The organism is Streptomyces sp. NPDC030862, from assembly GCF_055571835.1.
Genome location: NZ_JBVIEN010000003.1, coordinates 105454 through 123922 on the forward strand (window position 1 = coordinate 105454; position 18469 = coordinate 123922).

Genomic DNA, 18469 nt, shown 5'->3' on the forward strand with positions numbered 1-18469 from the left:
ACCGGCCGATGGAAGTCGCGGGAGTCACCGTACGGGCGACAGCTCCGGGTCCTCGCGGAGCTTGCCCAGCGCCCGCGAGACGGCGCTCTTGACGGTGCCCACCGACACCCCGAGCACCTCCGCCGTCTGCGCCTCGCTGAGGTCCTCGTAGTACCGGAGCACCACCATCGCCCGCTGGCGGTCGGGCAGCTTCACCACCGCGCGCCACATCGCGTCGCGCAGCGCCTGCTGCTCGGCCGGATCGGGCTCGGGCAGCCCGTGCGGCTCCGGCAGCTCGTCGCAGGCGAACTCCTCGACCCGGCGCTTGCGCCACTGCGAGGTACGGGTGTTGATGAGGGCGCGGCGCACGTACCCGTCGAGGGCGCGGTGGTCCTCGATGCGCTCCCACGCGACGTACGTCTTGGTGAGCGCGGTCTGCAGCAGGTCCTCGGCGTCGTTCGGGTTGGCGGTCAGCGACCGCGCGGTGCGCAGCAGCACGGGGCCCCGGGCCCGTACGTACGAGGAGAACGACGGGTATCCGGTGGCGGCGGTGGAGGCTCCGGTACAGACGGTGCCGGCGGTCGCGGTCATGGGTCCACGCTAGGTTCGGCCACTACCCCGCAGAATCGCCCGCAGGTCCCGACCCGGGCTCCGCCTCAAGTTGTAGGGCCGCGTCGGAACCCACCTCCTGTGGGTGGAGGTGCGGCATGCCGATGGTCAGGGTTCACCCGCGTGAGCCCGGCCGCCCGGCCGCCCCGACGGCCGGAACAAGAAGCGGAACCGGCCGGATTCGAACCGGCGTCCTCGCGGTTTTGGAGACCGCGCGCGACGACCTCTGCGCTACGGCTCCGCCTCGACGGGCATCCTAGGCGCGGGCGGCCTCCGGGAACACGGAGGGCGGACCCCTCACCGGGGCCCGCCCTCCAAAGGTTCTTCTCCGAACTGCTGCGGTGGGTGTGGGATTTGAACCCACGGTGACATCGCTGCCACGACGGTTTTCAAGACCGTTCCCTTAGGCCGCTCGGGCAACCCACCATGCTCCGCCCCAGCCGCCCGGAAGCGGCTGTGGAGCGGGCTACAGCCTACCGGCTGACGGGGGCTCGGTGGTGAGGTGCAAGGGGGTCAGCTGTCGCCCTCGCGTTCGCCGAGGGTGACCTGGACCGTGGTTTCCTTGCCGGCGCGCTGGTACGTCAGGGGGATCGTGTCGCCCGGCTTGTGGGTCCAGATCTCGCTGATCAGGGTGGGGCCGCTGTCGATCACGCGGGTGCCGAACTTGGTGATCACGTCGCCCGGCTTCAGGCCCGCCTTCGCCGCCGGGCCGCCCGGGGTGACCGCGGGGGTGCCGCCGGCGCCCTGGTCGGCGATGGTGGCGCCCTCGCCCTCCTCCGTCATGTTCACGGTCGCGCCGATGACCGGGTAGACCGGGCGGCCGGTCTTGATGAGCTGCTCCGCGACGTTCTTGGCCTGGTTGACGGGGATCGCGAAGCCGAGGCCGACCGAGCCCGCCTGGGAGGAGCCGAGGCCGCCGCTGCCCGGGGACTGGATCGCGGAGTTGATGCCGATCACCGCGCCCCGCGCGTCCAGGAGCGGGCCGCCGGAGTTGCCGGGGTTGATCGAGGCGTCGGTCTGCAGGGCGCTCATGTACGAGTTCTTGCCGCTGGAGCCGTCGCCGGAGGCGACCGGGCGGTTCTTGGCGCTGATGATGCCCGTGGTGACCGTGTTGGAGAGGCCGAAGGGCGCGCCGATCGCGATCGTCGAGTCGCCGACCGCCACCTGGTCGGAATTGCCGAGGGGGAGCGGAGTCAGGCCGGAGGGGGCGTTCTTGAGCTTGATGACCGCCACGTCGTAGCCCTGGGCGCGGCCGACGACCTCGGCGTCGTACTTCTTGCCGTTCGAGAACGTCGCGGAGAGGGTGCCGCCCTCCGCCGCCGACGCCACCACGTGGTTGTTGGTGAGGATGTGGCCTTCCTTGTCGTACACGAAGCCGGTGCCCGTGCCGCCCTCGGCGTCCGAGCCGCCGGCCTTGGCCTCGATGGTCACGACGCTCGGCAGCGCCTTGTTCGCCACCGCCGCGACCGTGCCCGGGTCCCGCTTGAAGGCGGGCGCGTCACCGGCGGCGACGGTGGTGGAGGAGATGGAGCTGTCGTTGCGCTCCGCCGCCCAGTAGCCGATGCCGCCGCCGACACCGCCCGCGACCAGGGCCGCCACCAGCACGGCCGCGGCCAGGCCGCCCCGGCGGCCGCGGCCGGGGGTACGGCCGGGGGCCGGGGCGGGCGGGACCGGGGTGCCCCAGCCGCCGGTGGCGGGCGTGACCGGTGGGGCGGGGGGCGGCGGGGGCAGGGGCACACCCCCCGCGGGCGCGGCCGGAACGGCCGTGGTCTCCGCGGGCGCGGCGGGGGTGCCCGCGGGCGCCGTCGGCACCGCCGCGGTCTCCGCCGTGGGCGACGCGAACGGCGCGGACGGCGCGGACGCCTGGTCGGAGGGCGTGGACGGGGAAGGCGGAGAGGGCGGGGCAGGCGGCACGGGAGGTGTGGACGCAGTGCCCTCGTTCTCGGTGCTCACAGCTCGGTCTCCTCGGTTTCCACGTCGTCTTGCGGCAAGGGTTCCAGTCAGCTTTTCCCACAGGCCGTCAGGCCACTGTAAGCCGGAGCTGTGCGTTGCGCCCCCCTCCTTTACATGGGGCGAATCGGGCACCCACCTGGCGTCTGGCACCATGACGCGGTGACCCACGCACGGCAGCAGCCCCCGATCCAGGTCGTCGCTCACCGAGGCGCCTCCGAGGACGCACCGGAGCACACGCTGGCCGCGTACATCAAGGCCATCGAGGACGGGGCCGACGCCCTCGAGTGCGATGTGCGGCTCACCGCCGACGGCCACCTCGTCTGCGTCCACGACCGCCGCGTCAACCGCGTCTCCAACGGCCGGGGCGCCGTCTCCGCCCTCGAGCTCGCCGACCTCGCCGCCCTCGACTTCGGCGCCTGGAAGGACATGGAGGAGAGCCCGGACTGGCGCGACCCCCAGTTCACCTCCGTCCTCACCCTCGAACGGCTCCTGGAGCTGGTCGCCGACGCCGGCCGCCCCGTCGAGCTCGCCATCGAGACCAAGCACCCCACCCGGTGGGCCGGCCAGGTCGAGGAGCGGCTGATCGAGCTGCTCCGCCGCTTCGGGCTGACCCAGCCCCGGCCGGGAGCGGCCTCCCCCGTACGGGTCATGAGCTTCTCCGCCCGCTCACTGCACCGCATCGCGGCGGCCGCGCCCGCCCTCCCGACCGTGTACCTGATGCAGTTCCTGTCGCCCCGGGTCCGCGACGGGCGGCTGCCCGCCGGTTCGCGGATCGCCGGGCCGTCCATCCGGATCCTGCGCAACAACCCCGCGTACATCTCCCGTCTCCACCGCGCCGGCCACCGCGTCCACGTCTGGACGGTGGACGAGCCGCGGGACGTCGAGCTGTGCGTGGCCCTCGGCGTGGAGGCCATCATCACCAACCGCCCCCGGCAGGTTCTGTCCCAGCTCGGCCGGCTGTAACAGCGGCCACTTCCGTTACGGGGAGTGCTCCGGCGCGTTCGGACCGTAGGCCTACGTGTCGAATGCGTCACCGTATGCGGACTGGCCGGTTTCCGGTCCAGGCCAATGGGGCATCCACACCGTGGCGTGGGGCGAAGGAGGTCTCGGGGGTGGCGTTGGTGGTGGCACAGGAGGTGCCCACGTCGTCGAGCATGGCCGTACCCCATGGCCCTGCGGGCGTGGGGGAAGCGCGACACCGGATGCGGCGGGAACTGCGCCGCAGCGGGATGTCGGAATCGGTCGTCGACGACGCCGTACTCGTCCTATCGGAACTGCTCAGCAATTCCTGCCGGCACGGCAGGCCGCTGGGCCGGCGGGAGGTAGGGGACGGTGACGTCCTCGCCGCCTGGCGCGTCGACGCCAGCGGCGCGCTGACGGTCGAGGTGACGGACGGGGGTGGTCCCACCCGGCCGGTTCCGGCCACGCCATCGGTCACCGCACGCGGCGGCCGCGGGCTGAACATCATCAGCTCCCTCGCCCAGGACTGGGGCGTACGCGACGGCGCGGCCGGCGAGGTCACCGTGTGGGTCCTGCTGACGGAGGGGCACCGCCGCGACGATTTCGCTACGCGCGTCACCGGGCCGGCGACCGCGACGACCGGACCGGGCTTCGATTTCCTCGACGCGTACGACGCGTACGACCCCCTGTGAGCGCGGTGAACGTGGTGAGCGCGGCGACCGTGGCGAGCGCCGGAAGCGCTGCGGCCGGCGTGAGCCCTGCGGCCGGCGTCAGCACCGCGGCCGACGTGAGCCCTGCGGCCGGCGTCAGCACCGCGGCCGGCGTGACCGCCGCGGTGGGCGGGCAGGTCCGTCGCTGAGCCTGCCGGCCGCCGCGTGCGGCTAGGCTCACGGCCGGCAACACACCACCGCACCGCCACCACGGGAGAAGCCACACCATGGGCAAGAAGCGACCCCAGACCAAGGCCGGGAAGCCGCAGGCTCAGCTGAAGGACGGGGCCCGCGCCGGAGGCGCCGATGAGCACGTTCCGGTCGTCGGGGCCCGCGAGCCCTGCCCGTGCGGTTCCGGCCGCCGCTACAAGGCCTGCCACGGCCGCGCCGCCGCCCACGCGGTGACCGAGCTCGTCCAGCGGCCCTTCGAGGGCCTGCCCGGCGAGTGCGACTGGGTCGCCCTGCGCGAGCTGGTCCCGGCCGCGACCGCCACGCTGCACCTCAAAGACGGGCTGCCGGAGGGCGTGCCGTCCGTGACGCTCGCGACCGTCCTGCCCATGGCCTGGCCGGCGCTGCGCCGCGACGACGGCTCGGTCCTCCTCGCGCTCCAGAACGACACCTCGTCCGGCGACCTGAGCCGGGACCTCGCCGACACCCTCCAGCGCGCCCTGGCCGCCCAGCCCGGCACGCCGGTCCCCGCGCAGAGGGTTTCGGCCGAAGGCCCGCGCCTCCAGGACCTGCTGGATCCGGACGCCTCCTTCGAGCCGGCCGTCCACACGGGCTTCGAGTTCTGGGTGCCGGACTCCGAGCAGAGCGCGTCGCCCGAGGTGGCCGCGTCCCTGGAGCGGGCCAACGCCGCCGCCATCCCCACGGTCCGGCTCTCCGGCGTGGACGCCGCCTACTGGTGCGAGACGCCCGAGAAGAACCACCTGCGCTGGGTCATGCCGCACCCCGAGGAGCAGCTCCTCGACGCCCTCGCCCGGCTGCACGCCGCCGGAACGTCCTCGCTGGGCGAAGGCACCCGCCTGGTCGGCTCGTTCCGCGCGCACGGCCTGGTGGTCCCGGTGTGGGACCTGCCGAGCGCGATGGGGGCGAAGGAATGCGAGCAGCCGGCCGCCGAGTTCGCCGAGCGACTGGCGGGGGCGCTCGCGGTGGACGCGCCGCTGAGCCCCGAGGAGCGCCGGGCGCGCGGTGGCCTCACCAACCGCCAGGTGACGCTGAGCTGAACACGGCGTGGCGGTCGCGACATGCCGATCGGTCGGTGACGTCCGCCACAATGCCCTCAATCGCAGGTAAATACCTGACCGAATAACAGAGATCGAATTTGCGAACAGCCGATCTCTTGTTACGGTGCTGGAAGCCCGGTCGCTGGTGCATCCCCCGTCGCCAGCGACCGGGCGCTTCACTTTTTGCGGAATGTCATCTTCCGCTTCTTCGCCGCCGGTCGCGTCAATGCCCGGACCGCGCGGGCGAGTTGGCCACCGCGCTCCCCGATCGCAGCAGCAGCGGACTCGTCTCCGCATCACCGCTCGCCGCGAACTCCGCCACCGCCGCGTATTCGCCCGGCTTTCCCCGCCGCGGCTCCCTCGGCGTCTCACACGCGCCCGGCTCATCGTCCGCCGGCACCGCGCAATGCGTGCGCACGGTACGGCCGCCCGGGCCCATCAGCGCCAGTACGGCGACCAGTTCGCCACCCGTCGCATTGCGGTAATACGTCCGCGCCCACGTCTCGGGGCCCTCGTCGAGGACGCACGTCTGCGCCTCGACGCCGTCCGGTGAGAGGAGCTCGGGGCCGCACCGGGCGGTGGCGCCCCGTACGGCCGCACCGCCGGGCGCGGAGGAGTCGGGGCCGGGGTCCGGAGACCCGGCCGGGCCCGCGGACGCCGCCAGCGGCAGCGACGCGGCGAGAACCACGACGGCCCCGATCCCGATCGTGCGGAGATTCATGGCGGCCCCTTCTCGACGGTGCGCCGACGATATCGACGGACGGCGGGCGCCCGGCGAACCGCGCACCCGATTCCCGTACAACTCGCCCCCGCTCGCACCCGTACGAGTGACACCGGGGTGCCTCAGTACGTCAGGACCTCAGTACCGCAGCCGGCTGCCGCCGTCCGGCGTGCTCGTGCTCGCCTCGACCAGCGCGTCCACGACCGCCTCCACGTCCGGCAGCCACGGCGACGCGGACCCGGCGAGAGGCGCCCGCTCCCAGCGCACCTGGTCCGTGCCGGCAGCGGACGGCGGCAGCAGCAGATAGCCGCCCTCCCCGTGGAAGCGCAGCGAGCTCGGCACCCGGTCCTTGGCGTAGAGCAGCTCCCCGAGCCGTTCGAGCGTGTACGGGGCGACCAGCAGCGACCACCGCGTCGGCGTGGCCACCACCGGGCCGAGCCGGACGCCCATCGCGTCCAGCGCCGCCACGGCGCGCGCGCCCGCGACCGCGGGCAGGCTCAGCGCGCACGGCGCGCGGCCCCCGGTGGCGAGGACGACCGGGGCGTCGGGGCGGTTGGTCCACCACCAGCGCACCATGCGCGGGTCCGTGGTGGCCGCGAAGAGCTCCGGGTCGAAGGGGTGTGCGCCGGGTACGACGCACTCGGGGTCCGGGCAGGCGCAGGCGCCGCCGCGCTGCCGCTCACCGCGACCGCCGGCCGCCGCGAGTCCCACGCCGGGGAGTACGGGCCAGCGCCATTCGGTGGCGTACAGCAGCGCCGCGTCCACGTGGGCAGGCCTCCTCTCGCGCCGGAACCGGAGCCTGCGTCGCCTTCCGAGGATCTCGCGCATGAGCGCTCGTTCCTTTCCGTTGAACGCCGAGGTCCACATCTTCACGTGCTGTGCGTGCGTCGTGCGTGCAGGGCAGCACGTGCGTGTTTCTTCACCGTGCGTACGAGCCGTCGTGCCGCCACCCGGCCTGGTGCTCCTGCCGGTGGCATACGCCGGCCCCTCTTCGCCTGCGGCAAGCAACACCGCTGGGGGCCGAGCGGGGGCTGTCATCCCCCCGGGCCGTCGTCCCGTGGGCTGTCGTGCGTTTCACGCGTGGCGAGGGGTGGCACGCTCATGGCGCTCGCTGCCGCCCCGTTCGGCTCCGCCCCGCACTCGGGGGCGGGGTGAGGCCTTTGGTGGTAGGGACGCCGGGGCTTCCCTCGAAGGTTCCGAGCCCGCCCCAACTGCCCCTGGCCGTCACCGTCTACGTACCCGGTTACGTACCCAGCCCGCTCGGAATGACGCTCGGCCCGGACCGTCGTCCCCCGACTCGGGTCCCGGGCAGGGCCCCTTTCGAACGGGCTCAGTCGACCGCAAAAGCCGTCCACAGGGGGCATTTTTGAGCCAAGTTCGGCCTCTTGTAAATACGTCGGTGAACACCGCGCGTCCCGCCGGGACAATGCTGGACATCCCCTTACTTCTGCGTGTACATGTGGTTGCAGTGATAGCGGCGCAGAATGACATGGGGGTTTGCGATGCTATTGAGCGAAACGCACCAGCCGGAAAGCCGGCTGCCATGAGCGCCCCTCACGTGCCGAAAGTGGCTGGAATCGATCCCACGGTTCCCGCCCCCGCGCACACTGCGACGCCCTCCCCGCCGGGCATCCCGACCCCGCCGACCGCTCCCGGTACGGCCACGGGCCCGCCGCCCGGCCCCGCGCCCGCCGCGCTGATCCAGGACCGCCTGGCGGGCTGGGTCTCCGACCTCACCACCCTCCACGAACTCACCGAGCGCCTCACCCGCACCGCCACGCTCGACGACGCCCTGCACGAACTGCTCCGCGCCGGTGCCGCGCTCGTCGGCGCCCGCCGCGGCATGGCCGTCCTCGAACCGGCCGACGGCCTCGGCCCCGCCACCACCGTCGGGCTGGGCCTCGCCCACGCCGACCTCGGCACCATCGAGACCGTGCCGCGCAGCGCCACCTCGTACGGCCGCATCCTGGAGGGCCTGCCCGACGGGCGGCCGCCGGATCCAGTCGCCGTCCCCGACCTGCTCGGCGAGGAGGACCTCGACCCCCGCCACCGCGAGGTCGCCGCCCGCCTCGGCTTCGCCGCCAGCTACGCCGTACCGCTCGCCACCGAGGCCGCCGGGAAGCTCGGCGCCGCCGTCTGGCTCTACGACGAGCCCGCCGAGCCGCCCGAGCGCGCCCGCCACCTCGTCGGCCTCTACGGCCGGCACGCCTCCGAGCACCTCGCCCGCCTCCTCGAACTCGAACGCGCCCGCGCCACCCTGGCCACCCTCACCGAGGAGCTGCTCCCGAGCCGGCTCCCCCGCGTCCCCGGTGTCCGGCTCGCCGCCCGCCGCCGCACCTCCGCCCGCGGCGGCGGCGACTGGTACGACGCGCTGCCGCTGCCCGAGGGCGCCTTGGGCCTCGCCGTCGGCTCCGTCGCCGGCACCGGGCCGAGCGCCCTGGCCGCGACGGGACGGCTGCGCGCCTCGCTGCGGGCGTACGCCGTGATGGAGGGCGAGGACCCCGTCGCCGTCCTCTCCGACCTGGAGCTGCTGCTGCGGCTGACCGAGCCGGCCCGCTCCGCCACCGCGCTCTTCGCATACGCCGAGCCCGCCCTGCGTAAGGTCGTCCTGGCCGGGGCCGGGCACACGCCGCCGCTGATCGTGGGCGAGCGGCGCACGGAGTTCATCGAGACCTCGCTCTCCGCGCCGCTGGGCATGCTCGCCTGCTGGGAGGCGCCCAGCGTGGAGATCACCATCGAGCCCGGCGAGACCGTGCTCCTCTACACGGACGGCCTGCTGCGGCGCACCGGCGAGTCCGGCGAGCCCGAGTCCATGGACCGGGCGTTCGCGCGGCTGCACGCCGCGGCCGCGAGCGTCCCGAGGGCCGACCGGGCCGACCCGGGCGCGATCGCGGACCACGTGCTGCGGACGCTGTCGCCGGAGGACGGCGCGTACGACCGGGACGACGCGGGCGACGCGGGCGACGTGGTGCTGCTGGCGGCCCGTTTCGACTGATCCGCGCGGGTGACTTACGGCCCTGGGAGCGGCTGCCGCCCGACCGTACGATGGGGATTAGTTCAGCGTCGTACAACAGGAGGCGGACCCGTGGCCGAAGAGCTCACCCCGGAGACCCCGGACGAGGCCGAAGAGCCCATCAAGCAGCGCAAGAACGGCCTGTACCCGGGCGTGTCCGACGAGCTCGCCGAGAACATGCGGACCGGCTGGGCGGACACCGAGCTGCGCGACCTGCAGCCGATCCCGCAGGCCGACCGCACCGCCGCCCGGCGTGCCGCGCTGTCGCGGCGCTTCCCCGGCGAGCGGCTCGTCATCCCGTCCGGCAACCTGAAGACGCGGTCCAACGACACCGAGTACGCCTTCCGGCCGTCGACCGAGTACGCGTACCTGACCGGCGACGACACCCACGACAGCGTCCTGGTGCTGGAGCCCCGGCGCGGCGGCGAGGGCCACGAGGCGACGCTCTACCTGCTGCCCCGCTCCAACCGCGAGAACGGCGAGTTCTGGCTGGACGGCCAGGGCGAGCTCTGGGTGGGCCGCCGGCACGCGCCGGCCGAGGCCGAGCAGCTGTTCGGCATCCCCGCCAAGGACGTCCGCGAGCTGGCCGCCGCCCTCAAGGAGGCCACCGGCCCGGTGCGCGTCGTACGCGGGCACGACGCCGGCATCGAGGCCGCCCTGACCGACAAGGTCACCGCCGAGCGCGACGAGGAGCTGCGCGGCTACCTCTCCGAGGCGCGCCTGGTGAAGGACGCCTTCGAGATCGGCGAGCTGGAGCGCGCCTGCGCGTCCACCGCGCGCGGCTTCGAGGACGTCGTACGCGTCCTGGACAAGGCCCAGGCCACCAGCGAGCGGTACATCGAGGGCACCTTCTTCCTCCGCGCCCGGGTCGAGGGCAACGACGTCGGCTACGGCTCCATCTGCGCGTCCGGCCCGCACGCCACCACGCTGCACTGGGTGCGCAACGACGGCCCCGTGCGCGAGGGCGACCTCCTGCTGCTCGACGCCGGTGTGGAGACCACCACCTTCTACACCGCGGACGTCACGCGCACGCTGCCCGTCAACGGCCGCTTCACCGAGCTGCAGCGCAGGATCTACGACGCCGTGTACGACGCCCAGGAGGCCGGCATCGCGGCGGTCAAGCCGGGCGCCAAGTACCGCGACTTCCACGACGCGGCGCAGCGCGTGCTCGCCGAGAGGCTCGTCGAGTGGGGCCTGGTCGAGGGCCCGGTCGAGCGCGTCCTGGAGCTGGGCCTCCAGCGCCGCTGGACGCTGCACGGCACCGGCCACATGCTCGGCATGGACGTCCACGACTGCGCGGTCGCGCGGACGGAGACGTACGTGGACGGCGTCCTGGAGCCGGGCATGTGCCTGACCGTCGAGCCGGGCCTGTACTTCCAGGCGGACGACCTGACGGTGCCGGAGGAGTACCGCGGCATCGGCGTCCGCATCGAGGACGACATCCTCGTCACGGAGGACGGCAACCGGAACCTCTCCGCCGCGCTGCCGCGCCGGTCGGACGAGGTCGAGGCGTGGATGGCGGAGCTCCAGGGCTGACGCGTCGCGGACGCCTCACGGACGCGTCACCCGGGCCGGCCGGGTGCGGTGCCCCGGCCGGTCAGGACGCCACCAGCGGTGCGTCCGGCTTCCACTTGACGATCTTGTCGAAGCTCACCACCGCGCCGCCGCGCCCCGACCTGTTCCCGATGTGGACGTGGTCCGCCAGCTCCTCGATGAGGCTCAGGCCCCGGCCGTGCTCGGCCTCCGGCGTCGCCCTGCGGGGCGGGCGCAGGGGGCCCATGGGGAAGCCCGGGCCCGAGTCGGCCACCTCGATGCGGCACTTCTCGCCGTCCAGGTACGCGGTCACCCGGTACTCGGCGGAGCCGTCCCCGGAGCCGTGCTCGACCGCGTTCGCGCAGGCTTCGCTGAGCGCGAGCGACAGGTCGTACGAGATCTCCGGATCGACGCCGGCGGTTTCCATGGTGCCCAGGAGGAGGCGGCGGGCGAGCGGCACACTCGCAGCCTCGCGCCGCAAGTGGAGAGACCACCAGATGCTCATGCTCCAGCCTCCTGGCTGCGGCTCGACATATCGATTCGTATTGCCCCCACTTGTCGGTCGTAAGCGCGACGTTGACGCCGAAACCCTCATTCGGCGGATGTGCGTAGCCCGTACGCCGTTGTATGTCGCAAAGGGCATCTTCCGGACCTGCCGTGTGGCGGCGCGGGGCTCGGTGCGATGATGGCCCGGCCATGTCTGCCCTTCTCGCCGCGCCACGGCTGCTGAGGGCCGCGGTGTTCGCCGCGGTCTGCGTCGTGCTGTCCGGAGTCGGGCACGCGCTGGCCGCCTGTGCGACCGTCCCGTGGTGGACGCTGGCCGTCGGGTTCGCCGGCGTCTTCGCCGCCGTCGCGCCGTTCGCCGGCCGGCAGCGGACGCTCCCGGTCATCGCCGCCTCGCTGGCGGGCGGACAGCTGGCGCTCCACACGCTCTTCGGGCTCGGACAGGGCCGGCACCTGGCGCTCGGCGGCGCCCAGGCGGACGAGGCGCTCATCCGGACCGCCGCCAAGCTGGTGTGCGGGGCCGGAGCCTCCTCGCTCAGCCCCGCCGACGCCCGGCGGATCGTCACCCTGGCCGGCATCGACCCGGCGACCGCCGCCGCGGGGCACTCGGGGCACGTCGGCCATGCGGCCGAGTCCGCCGCCGGGCTGTGGCCCAGCCTGCCCATGGTCCTCGGCCACCTGCTGGCGGCCGCGGCGACCGGCTGGCTGCTGCGCCGCGGTGACCTCGCGCTGCTGAAGCTCGCCCGGCTCTCCGCGCACGGCGCCACCGAGGTCGCCGACGCCGCGCTCGTACGGGGCCTGCGCGCCGCCCTCGTCCTCGTACGCACCCTGGTCTCCGGGCTGCCCGCGCTGCCCGCGGGCGGGCCGTGTCCGCCGCGTACCGACGACGACCGTCCGGCGCCCGCCGCGGCGGAGGCACTTCTCCACACGGTGATCAGGCGCGGCCCCCCGGCCGTATTCACCTGCGTCCTCGCAGCCTGACACGGCCCACTCGACGGGAGCGGGCCGTGGTGCGCGCCCGCGCGCACGCCGCCTACCTCTCATCGCATGTGGAGTGTGTTCCCCCATGAACGTTTCGCGTACGCACGTGTCCCGCGTCGCCCTCGCCGCCGGCGTCGCCGTCTCCTCCGTCGTCCTGCTCTCCGGCACCGCCTTCGCGCACGTCAGCGTGCAGCCGCAGGGCGAGGCCGCCAAGGGCGGGTACGCCACCGTCAACTTCAAGGTGCCGAACGAGCGCGACAACGCCTCGACCGTGAAGCTGGAGGTCTCCCTCCCCGCCGAGCACCCGCTGGCCTCGGTCTCGACGCAGCCCGTCCCCGGCTGGAAGGCGGAGGTCACCAAGACCAAGCTGGCCACGCCGCTGGAGGTGCACGGCAAGAAGATCACCGAGGCGGCCACGAAGATCACCTGGACCGCGTCCGGCTCGAAGATCGCACCCGGTGAGTTCCAGCAGTTCACGGTCTCGCTGGGCCGCCTCCCCGAGAGCACCGACAAGCTCGTCTTCAAGGCCCTCCAGACGTACGACAACAACGAGGTCGTCCGCTGGATCGAGGAGCCGAAGGAAGGCGCCCCGGAGCCGGCGACCCCCGCGCCCGTCCTGAAGCTGTCCGCCGCGACGGACGACCACCACGGGGGCGGCGCGGCCGCCGGCGCGTCCGACGACGACAAGGCGAAGGCCAAGGGCCACGGTGCGGAGACGAAGGCGTCCGCCGCCGGCTCCGCGGGCTCTTCCGACACCACCGCCCGGATCCTGGGCATCGTCGGCATCCTGGTCGGTGCCGCCGGTGTCGCCTTCGGCGTCCTGGCCGGGCGGCGCCGTACCGACGCGTCGGCCTGACGGCGCGGCCCGCAACGCCCGCACCCTCCGAGAGAGAACCTGATGCACCTCCAGAAGTCAGACGACGTGCAGGCCCGTCCCCGCCGGCGTACCCCGCTCATCGCGGCGGTCGCCGGCGTGGCGGCGCTCGCCCTCGCCGCCGGCGGCTTCGCCCTGGCGCAGGGCGACGACTCCGAACCGTCCGCGAACGGGCCCGTCGTCCTCTCCGGCGAGCAGTCGCAGAAGGCCGCGACCGTGCTCGACCGGCCGATGCCCAAGCCCGACCTCGTCCTCACGGACACCAAGGGGCAGCCGTTCGACCTGCGCGAGCGCACCAAGGGCAAGCCGACGCTGATCTACTTCGGCTACACGCACTGCCCCGACGTGTGCCCGATGACGTTGAGCAACATCGCCCTCGCCAAGTCGAAGCTCCCCAAGGCCGACCAGGACAAGCTCCAGGTCGTCTTCGTCACCACCGACCCCGAGCGGGACACCGCCGCCGAGCTCGCCAAGTGGCTGCCCGCCGCCGGCGACCCCTCCTTCACCGGGCTCACCGGCGACTTCCCGACCATCCAGGCGGGGGCGCGCCAGCTCGGCGTCGGCATCGACCCGCCGAAGAAGGAGAAGGACGGCTCGGTCGTCTCCATGCACGGCGCGCAGGTCTTCGCCTTCTCGCCCAAGACCGACCAGGGCTACGTCCTGTACGGCGAAGACACCACCTGGCAGGCCTACGCCAAGGACCTGCCGAAGCTCATCAAGGGGGAGGCTCCGTGACCCCCGTGACCCCTCTGACGGCCGTGACCCCCGGGGCCCTCAGGACACGGCCCCGTACCGCCGTGGCCGCCGCCATAGCCCTGGCGGCCGCCCTCGCCCTGGGCGGCTGCTCGTCCCAGGAGGCGGACGGGAAGCCGGAGCTGAAGGTCAGCGGTGCCTTCATGCCGAAGCCGGTCGGCGACATGGCCGCCGGGTTCCTCACCATCGGCAACAGCGGAGGCGCCGCCGACAAGCTGACCTCCGTCACCAGCCCGCTCTCCGACGACGTCCAGATCCATGAGGTGAAGGACCAGAAGATGCGGCGGGCGACGTCCTTCGAGATCCCCGCCAACGGTGAGCTGCGGCTCGAACGCGGCGGCAGCCACATCATGTTCATGGCCATCAAGCGGGAGCCGAAGCAGGGCGACAAGGTCGCCGTCGAGCTGCACTTCGAAAGGTCCGCCCCGATCACGGTGGACCTCCCGGTGGAAGCGGCCGGCCACAATCCGGCGCACCGATAGGGATCCGGGGGACACACCACCATGACAGCCACCACCGCCCTGTCCCGGCCGCACGGGTTGTCCCGGCTGCTGCTCGTCGCGGCCGTGCTGCTCGGCGCGCTGTTCACCGGCGCGGCACCCGCCTCCGCGCACGCCGCACTGACCGGGAGCGACCCGAAGGACGGGGCGGTGGTCGCCACCGCGCCCAAGGGCGTCACGCTCACCTTCTCCGAGCAGGTCGCCATGGACGACGACTCGATCCGGGTCCTCGAACCGAGTGGCAAGCGCGCCGACACCAAGAAGCTGCGCGACCTGAGCACCGGAGCGGTCGTCCGCTACGGCGTCGACCTCCACGCCGGGCTGCCGAACGGCACGTACACCGTCGCCTGGCGCGCCGTCTCCGCCGACAGCCACCCGATCGCCGGCGCGTTCACCTTCTCCATCGGAGCGCCGTCGAAGACGAGCGTCGCGCTGCCGCGGCAGGAGGCGGGCGGCGGTGCCGTCGGCGTCCTGTACGACATCGCCCGCTATGTCTCGTACGCCGGTTACATCCTGCTGGCGGGTGGCGCCGCCTTCATCCTGGCCTGCTGGCCGCGCGGCGCCTCCCTGCGCCCGCTGCAGCGGCTCGTCGTACGCGGCTGGCTGGCGCTGACCGCCGCCACGCTCGCGCTGTTGCTGCTGCGCGCGCCGTACACGGCGTCGGGGTCCCTCGCCGACGCCTTCGACCTGGGCGCGCTCGGCACCGTCCTGGAGACCAAGACGGGCGCCGCGCTCGTCTCGCGGCTGCTGCTGCTCGGCGCGGCGGCGCTCTTCGTGGCCGTGCTCTTCGGCGCGTACACGCGGAACGACGACGAAGCGCAGACGAAGGACCTGTCCTTCGGGCTCGCGATCGGCGGCACGGTGATCGCCGCCGGCATCGCGGGCACCTGGGCGCTCTCCGAGCACGCCTCCGCCGGACTCCAGCCGGGCATCGCGATGCCCGTCGACGTCCTGCACCTGCTGGCGATGGCCGTCTGGCTGGGCGGGCTCGCCGCGCTGCTCGTCACCCTGTACCGCGACCCGTCGATCGAGCGGACGGCGGTACGGCGGTTCTCGCGGCTCGCGTTCGGGTCCGTGGTGGTCCTCGCCGCGACCGGGATCTACCAGTCGTGGCGGCAGGTCGGCTCCTGGTCGGCGCTGACCGGCACCTCGTACGGGCAGTTGCTGCTGGTCAAGGTCGCGCTGGTCGCCGTGCTCGTGGGGGTCGCGTGGACCTCGCGGCGCTGGACGGGGCGGCTGGCGGAGACGCCGGTCACCGCCACCGAGGAGGAAGAGGGAGAAGAGGGAGAAGAGGGGGGAGAGGAAGAGGAGCAGCCGGTCACCGTGCCGGAGGACGGCGAGCGGGCCGCCCAGCTCGCCCGCCAGCGGGCCGCCGTGGCGGCCGCCCGCGCCAAGCGGTCGCGCGACGCCGACCCGGGGCGCGCCGGGCTGCGCCGCTCCGTCCTCGCCGAGGCGGCCATCGCCGTCGTCCTGCTCGCCGTCACGACCGTACTGACGACGACCGAGCCCGGCCGTACGGAGGAGGAGGCGGCAGCAGGGCGTACGCAGCCGGCGGCCACCGCTCCCGTGCCGGACCGGCCCATCGACCTGCGCCTGCTCTTCGACACGGGCGGCGTGAACGGAAAGGGCACCGTGCGCATCAGCCTCACGCCCGCCCGTTCCGGCGCGAACGCCCTGCACGTCTTCGTGGACGGCGCGAACGGCCGGCCCCTCGACGTCCCCGAACTGAAGGTGTCCTTCACCCTGGACGCCCAGCAGATCGGCCCGCTGCCCGTCACACCGGACCGGGTCGCGGCAGGGCACTGGAGCGCCGAGCGCGTACAGATCCCGATGCCCGGCGAGTGGCGGCTCCAGGTCACCGTGCGCACCTCCGACATCGACCAGACCACCATCGACAAGAACGTGAAGATCGGCTGACCGTGAACGACCACCTGGAACTCTCGAGGCGACGGCTGCTCGGCACCGTCGGGGCGGCCGGCGCGACCGGGCTGGTGCTCGGCGCGGCCGGCGGCGCCGCCGCCTACGCCGCCACGTCGGGCGCCGAGCCGGGCACACCGCTGGCGGCGGTGGGCCAGGCCACCGTGCCGTTCCGGGGCGCGCACCAGGCGGGCATCGTCCAGCCGCTGCAGGCGCGCGGCCACCTGGTGGCGTTCGACCTGGCGCCGGGCGCGGGGCGCCGGGAGGCGGCCGCGCTGATGCGCCGCTGGTCGGCGGCGGCCGAGCTGCTGATGGCGGGCGAGCCGGTGGGCGACGGGGACAGCGGCGTGGCCCTGGACGCGGGGCCCTGCTCCCTGACCGTCACCTTCGGCTTCGGCGCGTCCTTCTTCGACCGTACGGGGCTGGTGGCGCGGCGCCCGGCGCAGCTGGACCCGCTGCCCGCCTTCTCCTCCGACCAGCTGGACCCGAAGCGGTCGAACGGCGACCTGTGGGTGCAGATCGGCGCGGACGACGCGCTCGTCGCCTTCCACGCGCTGCGCGTGATCCAGCGGGAGGCGGGCGCGGCCGCGAGGGTGCGCTGGCAGATGAACGGCTTCAACCGCTCCCCCGGCGCCACCGCCCACCCGATGACCGCCCGCAACCTGATGGGCCAGGTCGACGGCACCGGAAACCCGAAGCCGTCCGAACCGGACTTCGACGAGCGGGTCTTCGTCCCGAAGGGCGGCCCCCAGCCGTGGATGGCGGGCGGTTCGTACGCCGTCGTGCGCCGCATCCGGATGCTGCTGGACGACTGGGAGAAGCTGCCCCTGGCCCGGCAGGAGCGGGTCATCGGGCGCCGCAAGTCGGACGGTGCCCCGCTGACGGGCGGGAGCGAGACCACCGAGCTCGACCTCGACAAGACGGGTCCCGACGGCAAACTGGTCATCCCCGACAACGCCCACGCCCGCATCTCCGCGCCGGAGCAGAACGGCGGCGCGGCGATGCTGCGGCGCCCGTTCTCCTTCCACGACGGCATCGGCCCGGACGGGACACCCGACGCCGGGCTGCTGTTCATCGCCTGGCAGGCCGACCCGATGACCGGCTTCGTACCGGTGCAGCGCAAGCTGGACCGGGGGGACGCGCTGTCGTCCTTCATCCGCCACGAGGCGAGCGGCCTGTACGCGGTCCCGGGCGGCCCGGCCGAGGGGGAGTACGTGGGCCAGCGGCTGCTGGAGGGCTAGCCACCTCGAACACCGGCCCTCGCGGCGGACTGGGCCGAGCGGACTATGGTGACGGTATGTCGGCCACGCGCTATACGTATCTCGGTCCCGAGGGCACCTTCACCGAAGCGGCCCTGCGTACGCTCCCGGAAGCCGCCACCCGGGAGCTCGTGCCGATGGTCTCGGTGCCGGCGGCCCTGGACGCCGTACGCAACGGGGAGGCCGCCGCCGCCCTCGTACCCATCGAGAACTCGGTGGAGGGCGGGGTGACCGCGACCCTCGACGAGCTCGCGGCCGGCGAGCCGCTGATGATCTACCGCGAGGTGCTGCTGCCGATCGCGTTCGCGCTGCTGGTGCGGCCCGGCACGAAGCTGTCCGACATCAAGACGGTGACCGGGCACCCGGTGGCCCAGCCGCAGGTGCGCAACTGGCTGCGGGCCCACCTGCCGGAGGCGGTGTGGGAGTCGGCCGCCTCCAACGCGGACGGGGCCCGGCTGGTGCAGGAGGGCCGGTACGACGCCGCCTTCGCGGGTGCGTTCGCGGCGGCGACGTACGGGCTGGAAGCCCTGGTGACCGAGATCCACGACGCCGAGAACGCGGAGACGCGGTTCGTGCTCGTGGGCCGGCCCGGCCGGCCCGCCGCGCCGACGGGCGCCGACAAGACCTCGGTCGTCATCTGGCTGGGCGACGACCACCCGGGCGCGCTGCTGGAGCTGCTCCAGGAGTTCGCGGTACGGGGGGTGAACCTGATGCTCATCCAGTCGCGCCCGACCGGCGCCGGCATCGGCAACTACTGCTTCGCCATCGACGCCGAGGGCCACATCGCGGACCGCCGGGTCGGCGAGGCGCTGATGGGCCTGAAGCGCATCTGCCCGAAGGTGCGGTTCCTGGGGTCGTACCCCCGCGCGGGCATGGCCCCCGAGGAGGTGCGCGCCGCGCGGCCCGGTACGTCGGACCACGACTTCACGGCCGCCTCGGACTGGCTTGCGCGCTGCTTGGACGGCCGGGCCTGAGGC

At 73.6% G+C, this 18469-nt stretch carries 17 protein-coding genes and 2 tRNA genes; 12 read left to right on the top strand and 7 right to left on the bottom strand.

Annotated features, from left to right (window positions below; all coding sequences use genetic code 11):
• Window positions 1–24: 24 nt before the first annotated feature.
• The 4 genes from ACZ42X_RS08670 to ACZ42X_RS08685 form a co-directional block, all read right to left on the bottom strand.
• On the bottom strand, window positions 25–570 hold the full coding sequence (locus ACZ42X_RS08670; RefSeq protein WP_468285885.1) for a SigE family RNA polymerase sigma factor: 546 nt from the start codon (window positions 568–570) through the stop codon (window positions 25–27).
• Between the two features lie 184 nt (window positions 571–754).
• A tRNA-Trp gene (locus ACZ42X_RS08675) sits at window positions 755–829 on the bottom strand.
• A gap of 98 nt (window positions 830–927) precedes the next feature.
• A tRNA-Ser gene (locus ACZ42X_RS08680) sits at window positions 928–1014 on the bottom strand.
• A gap of 87 nt (window positions 1015–1101) precedes the next feature.
• The gene (locus ACZ42X_RS08685; RefSeq protein ID WP_468285887.1) at window positions 1102–2541 is read right to left on the bottom strand and encodes a S1C family serine protease; all 1440 of its coding nucleotides are present in this window, start codon (window positions 2539–2541) and stop codon (window positions 1102–1104) included.
• Between the two features lie 114 nt (window positions 2542–2655).
• On the opposite strand from ACZ42X_RS08685, the gene ACZ42X_RS08690 reads away from it, so the two are divergent.
• From ACZ42X_RS08690 to ACZ42X_RS08700, 3 genes are all read left to right on the top strand, one after another.
• On the top strand, window positions 2656–3504 hold the full coding sequence (locus tag ACZ42X_RS08690) for a glycerophosphodiester phosphodiesterase (RefSeq protein ID WP_468285890.1): 849 nt from the start codon (window positions 2656–2658) through the stop codon (window positions 3502–3504).
• A 62-nt stretch (window positions 3505–3566) separates the two neighbouring features.
• Entirely contained in the window at window positions 3567–4193 is a 627-nt protein-coding gene (locus tag ACZ42X_RS08695) for an ATP-binding protein (RefSeq protein WP_468285892.1), read from the top strand.
• Between the two features lie 245 nt (window positions 4194–4438).
• Entirely contained in the window at window positions 4439–5437 is a 999-nt protein-coding gene (locus ACZ42X_RS08700) for a DUF5926 family protein (RefSeq protein WP_468285895.1), read from the top strand.
• 223 nt (window positions 5438–5660) lie between these two features.
• Here ACZ42X_RS08700 and ACZ42X_RS08705 read toward each other — a convergent pair whose 3' ends face one another.
• Complete coding sequence (locus ACZ42X_RS08705; protein WP_468285898.1) at window positions 5661–6158, bottom strand: hypothetical protein; 498 nt, start codon at window positions 6156–6158, stop codon at window positions 5661–5663.
• Window positions 6159–6296: 138 nt separating this feature from the next.
• Complete coding sequence (locus ACZ42X_RS08710; protein WP_468285900.1) at window positions 6297–6986, bottom strand: bifunctional DNA primase/polymerase; 690 nt, start codon at window positions 6984–6986, stop codon at window positions 6297–6299.
• A 598-nt stretch (window positions 6987–7584) separates the two neighbouring features.
• Between ACZ42X_RS08710 and ACZ42X_RS08715 the strand changes: the two genes are divergently transcribed.
• Together ACZ42X_RS08715 and ACZ42X_RS08720 are read left to right on the top strand one after the other, a co-directional pair.
• The gene (locus ACZ42X_RS08715; RefSeq protein WP_468287421.1) at window positions 7585–9153 is read left to right on the top strand and encodes a PP2C family protein-serine/threonine phosphatase; all 1569 of its coding nucleotides are present in this window, start codon (window positions 7585–7587) and stop codon (window positions 9151–9153) included.
• Between the two features lie 90 nt (window positions 9154–9243).
• On the top strand, window positions 9244–10707 hold the full coding sequence (locus tag ACZ42X_RS08720; protein WP_468285903.1) for an aminopeptidase P family protein: 1464 nt from the start codon (window positions 9244–9246) through the stop codon (window positions 10705–10707).
• A 61-nt stretch (window positions 10708–10768) separates the two neighbouring features.
• Here ACZ42X_RS08720 and ACZ42X_RS08725 read toward each other — a convergent pair whose 3' ends face one another.
• Entirely contained in the window at window positions 10769–11209 is a 441-nt protein-coding gene (locus ACZ42X_RS08725) for an ATP-binding protein (protein WP_468285905.1), read from the bottom strand.
• A 191-nt stretch (window positions 11210–11400) separates the two neighbouring features.
• Here ACZ42X_RS08725 and ACZ42X_RS08730 point away from each other — a divergent pair, with 191 nt between their 5' ends.
• The 7 genes from ACZ42X_RS08730 to pheA all read left to right on the top strand — a co-directional run bounded on the left by ACZ42X_RS08730 (window position 11401) and on the right by pheA (window position 18466).
• Window positions 11401–12189: a hypothetical protein gene (locus ACZ42X_RS08730; protein WP_468285907.1), complete on the top strand. Its 789-nt coding sequence runs from the start codon at window positions 11401–11403 to the stop codon at window positions 12187–12189.
• A gap of 85 nt (window positions 12190–12274) precedes the next feature.
• The gene (locus ACZ42X_RS08735; protein ID WP_468285908.1) at window positions 12275–13045 is read left to right on the top strand and encodes a YcnI family copper-binding membrane protein; all 771 of its coding nucleotides are present in this window, start codon (window positions 12275–12277) and stop codon (window positions 13043–13045) included.
• Window positions 13046–13087: 42 nt separating this feature from the next.
• On the top strand, window positions 13088–13798 hold the full coding sequence (locus tag ACZ42X_RS08740) for an SCO family protein (RefSeq protein ID WP_468285910.1): 711 nt from the start codon (window positions 13088–13090) through the stop codon (window positions 13796–13798).
• The gene (locus ACZ42X_RS08745) at window positions 13795–14298 is read left to right on the top strand and encodes a copper chaperone PCu(A)C (protein WP_468285913.1); all 504 of its coding nucleotides are present in this window, start codon (window positions 13795–13797) and stop codon (window positions 14296–14298) included. Before ACZ42X_RS08740 ends, ACZ42X_RS08745 begins: the two co-directional genes overlap by 4 nt.
• A 21-nt stretch (window positions 14299–14319) precedes the next feature.
• On the top strand, window positions 14320–16233 hold the full coding sequence (locus tag ACZ42X_RS08750; RefSeq protein ID WP_468285916.1) for a copper resistance CopC/CopD family protein: 1914 nt from the start codon (window positions 14320–14322) through the stop codon (window positions 16231–16233).
• Window positions 16230–17474: an iron uptake transporter deferrochelatase/peroxidase subunit gene (gene efeB / locus ACZ42X_RS08755; RefSeq protein WP_468287424.1), complete on the top strand. Its 1245-nt coding sequence runs from the start codon at window positions 16230–16232 to the stop codon at window positions 17472–17474. Before ACZ42X_RS08750 ends, efeB begins: the two co-directional genes overlap by 4 nt.
• A 56-nt stretch (window positions 17475–17530) precedes the next feature.
• Entirely contained in the window at window positions 17531–18466 is a 936-nt protein-coding gene (gene pheA, locus ACZ42X_RS08760) for a prephenate dehydratase (protein WP_468285919.1), read from the top strand.
• Window positions 18467–18469: the final 3 nt, after the last annotated feature.